This is a genomic window from Rhodanobacter lindaniclasticus (assembly GCF_004799035.1).
Classification (GTDB): Bacteria; Pseudomonadota; Gammaproteobacteria; order Xanthomonadales; family Rhodanobacteraceae; genus Rhodanobacter; species Rhodanobacter lindaniclasticus.
The window spans coordinates 33915-46575 of the sequence record NZ_MWIO01000029.1 but is presented as its reverse complement, the minus strand read 5'-3'; the positions used below and the strand labels follow the sequence as shown (position 1 = coordinate 46575).

The window sequence follows — 12661 nt, the reverse complement described above, 5'->3', positions numbered from 1 at the left end:
CCTTGGGTCCGCTGCGCCGGGTTGGTTGTTGCGCACGAACTTCCGGGTCCACCGGTTGGGGGTGTCTTCGCCGGCCCGGGCGGGCCGAAGTCGTCACCGTGGGTCAAAACCCCCTGCCGCGGCAGGGGCACAAAAGCCGCCGCGCAATCCTCTCAGGACTGCACGACGGCAAGTACTTTCGCAACCACCTCGTCGATAGGCATGCCGGTGGTGTCCACCAGCACCGCATCATCGGCGGGCCTGAGTGGCGCGACCGCACGCGATGCATCGCGGCTGTCACGTGCCTCAATCTCGCGTTGAAGGCCGGCAAGTGTAACGCTGAGCCCCTTTTCCTTCAACTGCTTATAGCGTCTTTTCGCCCGCTCCGCGGCGCTTGCGGTGAGGAAAACCTTGAACGCCGCATCCGGGAAGATCACCGTGCCCATGTCACGCCCGTCCGCGACCAGGCCGGGGGGCCGGCGAAAGCCCAGCTGCAAGGCGACCAGAGCCTGCCGGACACTGGGCATCGAGGCGATCGCCGAGGCGGCCGCTCCGGCGGTCTCCGTGCGCAGTTCATCGGTAGCGTCGTGTCCGTTGACCAGTACCCGGGTGCCGCCACCGGCCTCGCCGGAGCGGAACTGGATCTTCGTGCCTTGGGCACAACGGGCCATTGCGTCGGCATCGGACAGGTCCAGTCCGGCCATGCCCGCGGCGTAGCCCACCGCGCGATAGAGCGCCCCGGAATCCAGCAGGCGCCAACCCAGCCGCTCGGCCACCAAGGCGCTGACCGTACCTTTGCCCGACCCGGACGGCCCGTCGATGGTGAGCACGGGAACGACGGCGGCATGAGTCATCGAAAGCATCCAGGTGGCATGGGAGCGCGCAGTCTAGCGCGTTGACCCTCCCTCCCCCGCATGCTATCTACCCGTTTTCTGCTTGCCCGCCGTGACCTCCTGCCCCATGAACGATCTGCGTCGCGAGTTCGAGCAAGCCGCCAGGGATGTCAAGGGCCTGGCCAGACGCCCGGACAACGACACCCTGCTCAAACTCTACGCCCTGTACAAACAGGGTACCCAGGGCGACCTCAAGCAAAGCCAACCGGGCTTTTTCGATTTCGTGGGCACCGCCAAACACGAGGCATGGGCGCAATTGAACGGCGTCCCCGCCGAGGAGGCGATGCACCGCTACATCGCCCTGGTACGGCAACTCCTGGCCTGAGTTCGACGGTCCACTACCTCGTCCTCCCTCCCCGTGCTTGCTTTTGCTGGCCCGATCCCGGCACATTCATACGATCGTTTGAAGCCGTGTGGATCGCATGAACTACCCCAACCTGTTTGCCCCGCTGGATCTGGGTCACGTCACCCTGCCCAACCGCATCCTGATGGGCTCGATGCATACCGGGTTGGAGGATCGCGCCCGCGACTACGACAAGCTTGCCGCCTTTTTCGCCGAACGCGCCCGCGGCGGCGTGGGGCTGATGGTCACCGGCGGCATCTCGCCCAGCATCGAAGGCTGGCTGAAACCCTTCGGCGGTCGCCTCACGATGCCATGGCACAAGCCGCGCCACCGCAAGCTCACCACGGCCGTCCACGCCGAAGGCGGCCGCATCTGCATGCAGATCCTGCATGCAGGACGCTATGGCTATCACCCGCTGTCGGTGGCCCCGTCCCGCATCAAGTCGCCGATCACGCCCTTCACCCCGCGCGCGCTGTCGCCGCGCGGAGTCGAGCGCACCATCGAGGACTTCGTCCGCTGCGCGCAGCTGGCCCGGGAGGCGGGCTACGACGGTGTCGAGGTAATGGGATCGGAGGGTTACCTGATCAATGAATTCATCGCCGCGCGCACCAACCGACGCGACGATCCGTGGGGCGGCGATGCAGGTCGGCGCATGCGCTTCCCGGTCGAGATCGTGCGGCGTACGCGCAAGGCCGTCGGCCGCGACTTCATCATCATCTACCGACTGTCGATGCTCGACCTGGTCGAAGGCGGCCAGGACTGGAGCGAGATCGTCACCCTTGCCAAGGCCATCGAGGCGGCCGGCGCCAGCATCATCAACACCGGCATCGGCTGGCACGAAGCGCGCGTACCGACCATCGTCACCAGCGTGCCTCGCGCCGGGTTCGCCTGGGTGACGCAAAAGCTCAAGGGCGAGGTCACCGTTCCGCTGATTGCCACCAACCGCATCAACATGCCCGACGTGGCCGAGCGCATCCTGGCCAGCGGCGAAGCCGACATGGTCTCGATGGCGCGGCCGCTGCTGGCCGACCCTGCGTGGGTGAACAAGGCCAGGGCCGGTCGCAGCGAGCGCATCAACACCTGCATCGCCTGCAACCAGGCCTGCCTCGATCACGTATTCCAGAACAAGCGCGCCAGTTGCCTGGTCAATCCGCGCGCCTGCCACGAGACGGAGCTGAGGGTAGAGCCGGTCAGCGTGCCCAAGCGCATCGCGGTGATCGGTGCCGGCCCCGCCGGCATGGCCTGCGCCAGCACGCTGGGCGAGCGCGGCCATCATGTGACCCTGATCGACCGCGCCGACGAGATCGGCGGCCAGTTCAACCTCGCCAAGCAGATCCCGGGCAAGGAGGAGTTCCATGAGACCTTGCGCTACTTCAGCCACCAACTGCGCGACAACGGGGTCGAGGTGCGGCTGGGCGAAACCGCCGACGTGGCCACGCTGCGCAGCCGCGGCTACGACGAGGTGGTAGTCGCCACCGGGGTCACGCCGCGCCGGGTGAATTTTCCCGGCAGCGACGACCCGCGCGTGCTCGGTTACCTCGACGTGCTGCGGCAGCATCGACCGGTGGGCGCGAAGGTGGCCATCATCGGTGCAGGGGGCATCGGTTTCGACGTGGCGGAGTTCCTGGTCGAACCACCGCCCTCACCCACTACCGACATCGCCCGCTGGACGCGCGAATGGGGCGTGGACATGGCGCTGTGCTCGCGCAGCGGACTGCTGGGTGCGCAACCGGAGGCGCCGGTGCGGCAAGTCTGGCTGCTCCAGCGCAGCGAGGGACGGCTCGGCGCCCGGCTCAACAAGACCACCGGCTGGGTCCATCGCGCCACCCTGAAGGCGAAGCAGGTGACCATGCTGGGCCAGGTCGGCTACGAGCGCTTCGACGACCGGGGCTTGCACATCACACTCGACGGCCAGCCGCAGATCCTGCCGGTCGACAACGTGGTCGTCTGCGCCGGCCAGGAGCCGGACCGACGACTGGCAGACGCCCTCATCGCCGCCGGCATGACCGTACATGTCATCGGCGGCGCCGACGTGGCGGCCGAGCTCGATGCCAAACGCGCCATCGCGCAGGGCACGGCCCTGGCGGCGAGGCTCTGAGCTGGCTGCGGCGACGTCAGCATGGCGCGCCACAAAAGAAAGCGCCCCGCAAAGTGCGACGCATCAACATGGGTTCAGGGGGGGAGTTGAACCGGATGTCGTATTTAGCGTCGCTGCGGGGCGAGGGCCACCGCCACTGGGGGAGGGGATAGTGGGGTGACGCGGGCATTTTATGATCGACTGATTAAAGTATCTAATATATATTCAGGGTAATTTTTATTCGATTTGACTATATGTTTGATCTCCGCCAGTTGCGCTATTTCGTGGCGGTCGCCGAGGAACTGAGCTTCACTCGGGCCGCCCTGCGCCTGCATCTGTCGCAGCCACCCCTGTCGCAACAGATCAAGTCGCTGGAACAGGATCTTGGCGTGCGCCTGCTGGAACGCAGCAAGCGCCACGTCTCCCTGACCGAGCCCGGCCGGATATTCCTGGAACAGGCCAGGCAGATACTGGCCAAGGCGGACGAAGCACGCAGCCAGGTCGTCGCGGTAGCGGCCGGCCACAGCGGCCACCTGCGCCTGGCCTACACGGTGTCGGCATCGTTCCACCCGGCCCTGCCCCGGATTCTGCTGCGTTATGGGCAACTGGCACCCAAGGTGGGACTGAGTCTCAACGAGATGTACACCGAGCCGCAATTTGCCGCCCTGCTGGGCGGCGAGATCGACGCCGGCTTCGTTCGCGGCGAACCGGTGCACCTGCAGGATGCACGCGAGCTGCGGCTCAGCGTGATCGACCGTGAGCTGTTGTTGCTGGCCATGCCGGCGGGACATCGGTTGGCCGGTCGCAGCAGCGTGGGCCTCGCCGAAGTCGCCGACGACGCTTTCGTGTCGCAGCCACGGGCGCTGGCCGCGACGCTGTACGACCGCCTGGTCGCCCTGGCGCAACACGCGGGATTCCAGCCGTCCATCGTCCAGCACGCCCAGCAGATCAACGGGTTGCTGGCCCTGGTCGCTGCCGGATTGGGGCTGGCGCTGGTCCCGGCGAGCCTGCGTGCCGTGCGGTTGCCCGGGGTCGTTTATGTGCCGCTGGAAGACCCCGACGCTTTCCTGTTGCTGGCCGTGGCTTGCCGGGCGAATGACCCCTCGCCGGCGCTGCAGCAGTTCCTGGCCACCGTGACGGAAGTGGCCGTCGCACCAGGCTTGTGACGCGCCACGGGTCTCGCTATACTAGGAAGCTTGAGTTTTTCCATTTGGTGTCAGGAGCCGGCCGTGAAGGTGCTTAATTCTCTGAAGTCCGCCAAGGCGCGGCATCGCGACTGCAAGATCGTGCGCCGTCGTGGCAAGGTGTTCGTGATCTGCAAGAGCAACCCCCGTTTCAAGGCCCGCCAGCGCTGAGCCATCGCGCACGTGCCAGCAAAAAGGCCGCTCACGCGGCCTTTTTTTGTGCGTGTGTGAAGCATGACCACGGCTGCCGCCCGCCTCCATGCGGACATCCCTGCCCGACCATTCCCGCCCTGACCGGGCGGGACTCGCGGCCTGTCAGAGGTAACGGACGTCGATGATCTCGTAGTGCTTGACGCCGTTGGGAGCGGTGAACTCGAAGCTGTCTCCCGCACTCTTGCCGATCAGCGCGCGGGCGATCGGCGAGGAAACGGCGATCAGGTTCTGCTTGATGTCCGCCTCCAGGTCGCCGACGATCTGGTACGTCACCGCGGCGCCGCTGTCCTCATCCTCCAGGTCGACGGTCGCGCCGAAAACCACCCGCTTGCCCGCGTTGAGTCGGGATACGTCGATGACCTCGGCGGTCGACAGCAGGCCTTCGAGCTGCGCGATGCGCCCCTCGGTGAAGCTCTGCAGTTCGCGCGCCGCGTGGTATTCGGCGTTCTCCTTGAGATCGCCGTGCGCCCGCGCCTCCGCGATGGCCGCGATGATGCGCGGGCGCTCGGTGGACTTCAGTCGATCCAGCTCCGCGCGCAGGCGTTCGGAACCGGTTTTGGTGATGGGGGCACGACTCATGCGCTCAGCTCCTGATGCAGTTCCTGCAGACTGTGGACCTCGCCGGTGCCACGGAAATCCAGCGAGTGCACCAGCGCGCGGGCACCAGCCACCGTGGTCGAGTAGGTCACGCGATGCTGCAGCGCCTCGCGGCGGATCGAGAAGGAGTCGGCGATCGCCTGTTTCCCCTCGGTAGTGTTGACGATGTAGACGATTTCGCCGTTCTTGATCGCATCGACAATGTGCGGGCGGCCTTCCATCACCTTGTTGATCCGCTCGCACTGTACGCCATGCGCGGTCAGGTAACTGGCGGTGCCGGCGGTCGCCACCAGGCTGAAGCCCCGGGCGATGACTTCGGTGGCCACCGGCAGCAGCCGCTCCTTGTCAGCGTCGCGCACGGACAGGAACACCTTGCCCAGCGAGGGCGGCCTGATCCCCGCGGCCTCGTGACCGCGCGCGAATGCCGCGCCGAAACTGCGCCCGACGCCCATGACCTCACCGGTGGAGCGCATCTCCGGTCCCAGGATGGGGTCGACGTTCTGGAATTTCAGGAACGGGAAAATCGCCTCCTTCACCGAGTAGTACGACGGGATCACTTCCCGGGTCGCGCCCAGGCTGGCCAGGCTGCGGCCGCCCATCACCCTCGCGGCGATCTTCGCCAGCGGCACGCCGGTTGCCTTGGAGACGAAGGGCACGGTGCGCGACGCCCGCGGGTTGACCTCGAGGATGTAGACCGTGTCGCCCTGGATCGCGAACTGGGTATTCATCAGGCCGACGACCTTCAGCTCCCGTGCCATCGCGGTTACCTGGCGACGCAGCTCGTCCTGGATGGTCGCGCTCAGCGAATACGGAGGCAGCGAGCAGGACGAATCGCCCGAGTGCACGCCGGCCTCCTCGATGTGTTCCATGATGCCGCCGATCAGCACGTGACCCTCGGTGTCAGCGATCACGTCGACATCGACTTCCACGGCATGGTCGAGGAAGCGGTCCAGCAGCACCGGCGAATCATTCGACACTTTCACCGCATCGCGGATGTAGCGCGACAGGTCGGCGTCATCGTGCACCACTTCCATCGCGCGGCCACCGAGCACGTAGCTCGGGCGCACCACCAGCGGGTAGCCGATCTCGCGCGCCAGCGCCAGCGCCTCGTCGGCGTTGCGCGCGGTGCGGTTCGGCGGCTGCTTCAGGCCGATCTTCTCGATCATGTGCTGGAAGCGCTCGCGGTCCTCGGCCAGGTCGATCGAGTCCGGACTGGTGCCGATGATCGGCACGCCGGCTGCTTCCAGTGCGCGCGCCAGCTTCAGCGGGGTCTGCCCGCCGTACTGCACGATCACGCCCTTGGGTTTTTCGAGGTGGACGATTTCCAGCACGTCTTCCAGGGTCACCGGCTCGAAGTACAAGCGGTCGGACGTGTCGTAATCGGTCGACACCGTCTCCGGGTTGCAGTTGACCATGATGGTTTCATAGCCGTCCTCGCGCAGCGCGAGCGACGCATGCACGCAGCAATAGTCGAATTCGATGCCCTGGCCGATGCGGTTCGGACCACCGCCCAGCACGATGATCTTGTCGCGATCGGTGGGCAGCGCCTCGCACTCTTCCTCGTAGGTCGAGTACATGTAGGCGGTGCTGGTGGCGAACTCGGCCGCGCAGGAATCCACCCGCTTGTACACCGGGCGCACGCCCAGGGTGTGGCGCAGGTGGCGCACCGAGGCTTCGTCGGTGCCGAGCAGCTCGGCGATGCGTGCATCGGCGAAACCCAGCCGCTTGAGTTCGCGCAGGCGCGCGGCGTCGAGTGCGGTGACGCCCTGCCGGGTGATCTCCGCCTCGGCCAGCACGATGTCCTCGAACGCGGCGAGGAACCAGGGGTCGACCCGACTGAGGTCGAACACCTCATCCAGCGACAACCCGGCGCGGAACGCATCGGCCAGATGGAACACGCGATCGGGGCGGGGCTCGCGCAGTTCGCGCTTGAGCACCGCCAAGCCGTCGTCGGTTCCGATGTCCAGGCCGGTGGGGTTGAGACCGGTCTTGCCGGTTTCCAGCCCGCGCAAGGCCTTCTGCAGGGACTCGTGGAAGGTGCGCCCGATCGCCATCACCTCGCCGACCGACTTCATCTGCGTGGTCAGGCGCGCATCGGCCGCGGGAAACTTCTCGAAGGCAAAACGCGGAATCTTGGTGACCACGTAGTCGATCGACGGCTCGAACGACGCCGGGGTCAGGCCGCCGGTGATGTCGTTTTTCAATTCGTCCAGCGTGTAGCCCACCGCCAGTTTGGCGGCGACCTTGGCGATCGGGAAGCCGGTGGCTTTCGACGCCAGTGCGGAGGAGCGCGACACGCGCGGGTTCATCTCGATCACCACCACGCGACCGTCGTCGGGGTTGATGCCGAACTGCACGTTGGAGCCGCCGGTGTCCACGCCGATCTTGCGCAGCACCGCGATGGAGGCGTCGCGCAGGCGCTGGTACTCCTTGTCGGTGAGCGTCTGCGCCGGCGCCACGGTGATCGAGTCGCCGGTGTGCACGCCCATCGGGTCGAGGTTCTCGATGGCGCAGATGATGATGCAGTTGTCCGCGGTGTCGCGGACCACTTCCATCTCGAACTCCTTCCAGCCCAGCACGGATTCGTCGATCAGCACCTCGTGGGTGGGCGACATGTCGAGGCCGCGCTTGACGATGGTCTCGAACTCTTCCTTGTTGTAGGCGATGCCGCCGCCGGTGCCGCCCAGCGTGAAACTGGGCCGGATGATCACCGGGAAACCGAGCCGGGCCTGGATCTCCACCGCGTGCTCGAAGTTCTTGGCCACGTCCGACCTGGGGCTGTCCAGCCCGATCTCGGTCATCGCCTGCTTGAACAGCTCGCGGTCCTCGGCCATGCGGATGGCCTCGCGGCGGGCGCCGATCAACTCGACGTTGTATTTCTCCAGCACGCCGTGATCGGCCAGGTCCAACGCGCAATTGAGTCCGGTCTGGCCACCCATCGTCGGCAGCACCGCGTCCGGGCGTTCCTTGGCGATGATACGTTCCACCGTCTGCCAGTTGATCGGCTCGATGTACACCGCGTCGGCGGTGTCCGGGTCGGTCATGATGGTGGCGGGGTTGGAGTTGACCAGAATGACGCGGAAGCCTTCTTCCTTCAGTGCCTTGCAGGCCTGCGCACCCGAGTAGTCGAACTCGCAAGCCTGGCCGATCACGATCGGTCCGGCGCCGATGATCAGCACGCTCTTGATGTCGTTGCGCTTGGGCATCTCAGCGGGCCTCCTGCATCAGCTGGGCAAAACGTTGGAACAAATAGCCCACGTCGCGCGGGCCCGGACTGGCTTCGGGGTGGCCCTGGAAACAGAAAGCGGGGCGATCGGTCAGCGCGAAACCCTGCAGCGAACCGTCGAACAGCGAGCGGTGGGTCAGCCGCACATTCGCCGGCAGGCTGGCCGGATCGACCGCGAAACCGTGGTTCTGCGAAGTGATCAGCACGCGGCCGTCGTCCAGATCCTTCACCGGATGGTTGGCACCGTGGTGGCCATACTTCATCTTCAGCGTGCGTCCGCCCAGGGCCAGGCCCATCAGCTGATGGCCGAGGCAGATACCGAACAGCGGAATTTTTGCGTCGAGGAAGGCGCGCGTTGCCGCGATCGCGTAATCACACGCAGCCGGGTCGCCCGGGCCGTTGGAGAGGAATACGCCATCGGGCTGCATCGCCAGCACCTCCGCGGCGGGAGTCTGCGGCGGCACCACGGTGATGTCGCAACCCTGTTCGGCCAGCAGGCGCAAGATGTTGAGCTTGGTGCCGAAATCGTAGGCCACCACCTTGAACCGCATTGCCGGCTGGCTGAACGCCGTACGGTCGAGGTCGTAGCAGCCCTGGTTCCAGTGGTAGGACTTGCGGGTGCCCACGACCTTGGCCAGGTCCATGCCGGCAAGACCGTCGAAGCCACGCGCCTTGGCGAGGGCATCTTCCGCGTCGACCTGCGCGCCCGCCACGATGCACCCGGCCAGCGCACCCTTCTCGCGCAGGATGCGCGTCAGCCGGCGGGTGTCGATTCCGGCGATGGCCACCGTGCCGTGGTCGGCGAGGTACTCGGACAGGCTGCGCGTGCAACGCCAGTTGCTGGCTCGTCGCGGCATGTCGCGCACGATCAGGCCGGCGGCATGCACGGAGTTCGACTCCACGTCCTCTTCGTTGACGCCGGTGTTACCGACGTGCGGGTAGGTCAGCGTGACGATCTGGCGGGCATAGGAAGGATCGGTGAGGATCTCCTGATAGCCGGTCATGGCGGTGTTGAAAACCACTTCGCCGACGGTTTCACCGACGGCGCCGATGGCGTGGCCGTGAAAAACGCTGCCGTCTTCGAGGGCCAGCAGGGCAGGATGAGACATAGGGAGACCGCCTTTTTGATGCAGCAAAGTCCGCAAGCCGCAGTATTGCTGGCTTGTGGAGCTTGGAGGGGAAGCTTTCCGGGCGGGTCGCAATGATAGGCTGCGGCCGCGTTCCTGTCCACCTTGCGGCCCCATGAACCGGGCGATGCGCGATGCATCGCGAATGCCGCGCGGACGGTACACTAGACGCCATTTCAATGGAGCTGAACGTCCCATGGGTGCCGTCGTACTGCTGGATCCCGCGCGTCTCGATCGTCCGGATACCGTCGTCCAGCACGAGCCTTTCCCGTTCATGGTTGCCCACGGACAACTACCCGACGAGGTGCGGTCGGATCTCGATCGCGACTTTCCGCGTTACGCCAGCGCGGGGTTCTTCCCCTATGAGCCGGCGGACTGCGGCCCCAGCGTCAACACGCTGGTCGACAACCTGACCTCGCCTGCGTTCGCCCGCGCCATCGGGAAGCGCCTGGGCATCGAGAACCTGGATCAGTACCCCACCCTCGTCACGCTGTGCCGCATGCTCAACAGGCGTCACGGCACGATCCACACCGACAGCAAGTCGAAGGTTGCAACCGCCCTGCTCTACCTCAACGGGCAATGGCCGGACACCAGCGCCGGATGCCTGCGTTTCCTGCACAGCATGGATGACATCGACGCCATGGTGATGCCCGAACTGATTCCGTTGTACGGCGAGTTTGCGGTATTCAAGCGTTGCGACAATTCCTTCCACGGCCATCTGCCGTTCGAGGGCGAACGCCGGGTCATCCAGGTCGCCTGGCTCACCAGCGAGGAAGAGAAGCTGCGCAAGACTCGCCGCGGCAAGTTTTCGCGCGCGTTCAAGAAGATCTTCGGTGACCTGGACAGGAAGCTCGGCGCCGGTAGGGACCGCAACGCTTCGCACCGCGACTGATCCCGGGCAAGAGGCAGCCCCGGCCCACGCGACCGCCTCAGCGCAGCCCGGCGATCACGTCATCCAGATGCCACTCGCCGGGCGGTTGCCCCGCGAGCCAATGCGCTGCCCGCAGAGCCCCTCGCGCGAAGATCGAGCGGTCGGTGGCGCGATGGACCAGCTCGAGCCGTTCGCCGGGGCCGATCAGCATGGCCTGATGCTCGCCCACGATATCGCCGCCGCGCACCACGGCGAAGCCGATGCTGCCCTCGACCCGTTCACCGCTGCGGTCAAACACCGTCGGGGTCTCCAACGTGGTGTGGCGCGCGGCCGCCGCTGCCTGGCCGAGCGCCAATGCCGTGCCTGAGGGTGCGTCGCGCTTGCGGCCGTGGTGCGCCTCGACGATCTCCAGATCCCAGGTCGGCAGGGCCGACGCGGCTTCGCGCAACAGCCGCGTCAGCACCGCCACGCCCATGCTGAAGTTGGCGGCGCGCAGGATCGCGATCTTGCCCGCGGCATCGGCAAGGCGCGCCGCGAGGTGGTCGTCCACGCCGGTGGTACCGCTGACCAGGGCAATCCCGTGCGCCAGGCAATGGTCGAGTGCCTGCCGGAGCGCGGCGGAGCCACTGAAGTCGACGATGACGTCGATCGGCGGCGCCTGCGTCCATTCGTGGGTATAGCGAAGCGTGCTGCTTGCCGCACCGGGCACCGGCTGGCCGTCATCGACGGACCCTTGCCGCACCACCGCGTACACCAGTTCGGCATCGTCATCCGCACGCAGCAGATCGAGCAAGGCTCGGCCCATGCGGCCGGAGGCACCGTTCACGGCGAGTCGCAGGGGGCGTGTCATCGGGATCGCATTCCTCGGGATCTGGCGTACATCCTAACCGGGCGCCAGCTGCGCGGTCTGATCCGTAACCGATGACGATCCCGGGTGTTCGATGGATCACCCGCCGTCAGGCAGTCACTTTGGACCAGAATTTCTTCACGCCGTCGACCCAGCCCTTGGCGCGCGGCGTGTGCTTGTCGGCGTCGCTGCCGGTGAAAGTGGCCTCCAGCGATTCCAGCAACTCGCGCTGCTGGCGCGTCAGGCGCACCGGCGTTTCCACCACGACCCGGCAGATCAGGTCGCCGTGCCGGCTGCTGCGCACGGACTTGACGCCGCGGCCGCGCAGACGGAATTGCGCGCCGGTCTGGGTCTCCGGCGGAATGTTGATCGGGACTTCGCCTTCCAGCGTCGGCACCGGCAACTGGGCGCCCAGCGCGGCCTGCGAGAAGCGGATCGGCAACTCGCAATACAGGTCGCTGCCGTCGCGCTGGAAAATTGCATGTTCGCGCACGCGCACTTCCACGTAGAGGTCGCCGGCCGGCGCACCGGCCGGGCCGGCCTCGCCCTGCCCACTCAGGCGAATGCGGTCGCCGTTGTCGACGCCTTCGGGGATCTGCACGGACAAGGTGCGGGTCTCCTCGATGCGCCCCTCGCCATGACACTTGCGGCAGGGGTTCTCGATCGCCTGGCCGGTGCCGCCGCAATGCGGGCAGGCCTGCTGGATCGAGAAGATGCCGTTCTGCATGCGCACCTGGCCGTGGCCATGGCAGGTCGCGCACTTGGACACCTTGCCGTCGGCCGAGCCGCTGCCGTTGCAGTGATGGCAATTGACCTGGGTGGGGATCTCGATCTGCTTGCTGACGCCGAACACGGCCTCCTCGAGATCGAGCTCCATGATGTAGCGCAGGTCCGAACCGCGACGCGGTCGGCCACGGCCACCGCCGTTCCTGCCGAAGATGTCGCCGAAGATGTCACCGAAGATATCGCCCACGTCCCCGAAACCGGCGCCGCCGCGACCACCCATGCCGCCTTCGAACGCCGCGTGGCCGTGCTGGTCGTACAAGGCACGCTTGTGCTCGTCGGACAGCACTTCGTAGGCCTCCTTGGCCTCCTTGAACTTGTCCTGTGCCGTCGGATCGTCGGGGCAACGATCCGGGTGGTATTTCATCGCCAGCCGACGGAAGGATTTCTTCAGTTCGACTTCGGTGACGGTGCGTTCCACACCCAGCACTTCGTAATAATCACGCTTGCTCATTCATGCATCCACATGCTCGTCTGCCCCATGGCGTCATCCGCAAAACCGCCCGCGCCAGGAATGTTCC

At 66.2% G+C, this 12661-nt stretch carries 11 protein-coding genes; 5 read left to right on the top strand and 6 right to left on the bottom strand.

Annotated elements, in window-relative coordinates:
* Positions 1–152: 152 nt before the first annotated feature.
* On the bottom strand, positions 153–833 hold the full coding sequence (cmk, locus tag B1991_RS10490) for a (d)CMP kinase (protein ID WP_210772118.1): 681 nt from the start codon (positions 831–833) through the stop codon (positions 153–155).
* A gap of 106 nt (positions 834–939) precedes the next feature.
* Between cmk and B1991_RS10485 the strand changes: the two genes are divergently transcribed.
* The 4 genes from B1991_RS10485 (at position 940) to ykgO (ending at position 4647) form a co-directional block, all read left to right on the top strand.
* Positions 940–1197, top strand: coding sequence for an acyl-CoA-binding protein (locus tag B1991_RS10485; RefSeq protein WP_136258678.1), 258 nt, complete (start codon positions 940–942; stop codon positions 1195–1197).
* Positions 1198–1294: 97 nt separating this feature from the next.
* The gene (locus tag B1991_RS10480; protein ID WP_136258677.1) at positions 1295–3313 is read left to right on the top strand and encodes an NADPH-dependent 2,4-dienoyl-CoA reductase; all 2019 of its coding nucleotides are present in this window, start codon (positions 1295–1297) and stop codon (positions 3311–3313) included.
* 233 nt (positions 3314–3546) lie between these two features.
* Entirely contained in the window at positions 3547–4458 is a 912-nt protein-coding gene (locus B1991_RS10475; protein WP_136258676.1) for a LysR substrate-binding domain-containing protein, read from the top strand.
* A 63-nt stretch (positions 4459–4521) separates the two neighbouring features.
* On the top strand, positions 4522–4647 hold the full coding sequence (gene ykgO, locus B1991_RS10470) for a type B 50S ribosomal protein L36 (RefSeq protein ID WP_007080705.1): 126 nt from the start codon (positions 4522–4524) through the stop codon (positions 4645–4647).
* Between the two features lie 144 nt (positions 4648–4791).
* On the opposite strand, the gene greA is transcribed toward ykgO, so the two are convergent.
* Genes greA through carA form a run of 3 tightly spaced genes read right to left on the bottom strand, consistent with a single transcriptional unit; the run spans position 4792 to position 9621 of the window.
* Positions 4792–5268, bottom strand: a complete 477-nt coding sequence (gene greA / locus B1991_RS10465) for a transcription elongation factor GreA (RefSeq protein WP_136258675.1) — start codon at positions 5266–5268, stop codon at positions 4792–4794.
* The gene (gene carB, locus B1991_RS10460; protein WP_136258674.1) at positions 5265–8492 is read right to left on the bottom strand and encodes a carbamoyl-phosphate synthase large subunit; all 3228 of its coding nucleotides are present in this window, start codon (positions 8490–8492) and stop codon (positions 5265–5267) included. Before carB ends, greA begins: the two co-directional genes overlap by 4 nt.
* Position 8493: 1 nt before the next feature.
* Positions 8494–9621 carry a glutamine-hydrolyzing carbamoyl-phosphate synthase small subunit gene (carA, locus tag B1991_RS10455; RefSeq protein ID WP_136258706.1) on the bottom strand — a complete coding sequence of 376 codons (1128 nt, stop codon included), beginning with the start codon at positions 9619–9621 and terminating at the stop codon, positions 8494–8496.
* Positions 9622–9835: 214 nt separating this feature from the next.
* Between carA and B1991_RS10450 the strand changes: the two genes are divergently transcribed.
* Positions 9836–10531 (top strand): 2OG-Fe(II) oxygenase, encoded by a 696-nt coding sequence (locus B1991_RS10450; protein WP_136258673.1) that lies wholly within the window; start codon positions 9836–9838, stop codon positions 10529–10531.
* 37 nt (positions 10532–10568) lie between these two features.
* Here B1991_RS10450 and dapB read toward each other — a convergent pair whose 3' ends face one another.
* Together dapB and dnaJ are read right to left on the bottom strand one after the other, a co-directional pair.
* Positions 10569–11360 (bottom strand): 4-hydroxy-tetrahydrodipicolinate reductase, encoded by a 792-nt coding sequence (dapB, locus tag B1991_RS10445; RefSeq protein ID WP_136258672.1) that lies wholly within the window; start codon positions 11358–11360, stop codon positions 10569–10571.
* A gap of 106 nt (positions 11361–11466) precedes the next feature.
* The gene (gene dnaJ / locus B1991_RS10440; RefSeq protein WP_136258671.1) at positions 11467–12594 is read right to left on the bottom strand and encodes a molecular chaperone DnaJ; all 1128 of its coding nucleotides are present in this window, start codon (positions 12592–12594) and stop codon (positions 11467–11469) included.
* Between the last annotated feature and the right edge of the window lie 67 nt (positions 12595–12661).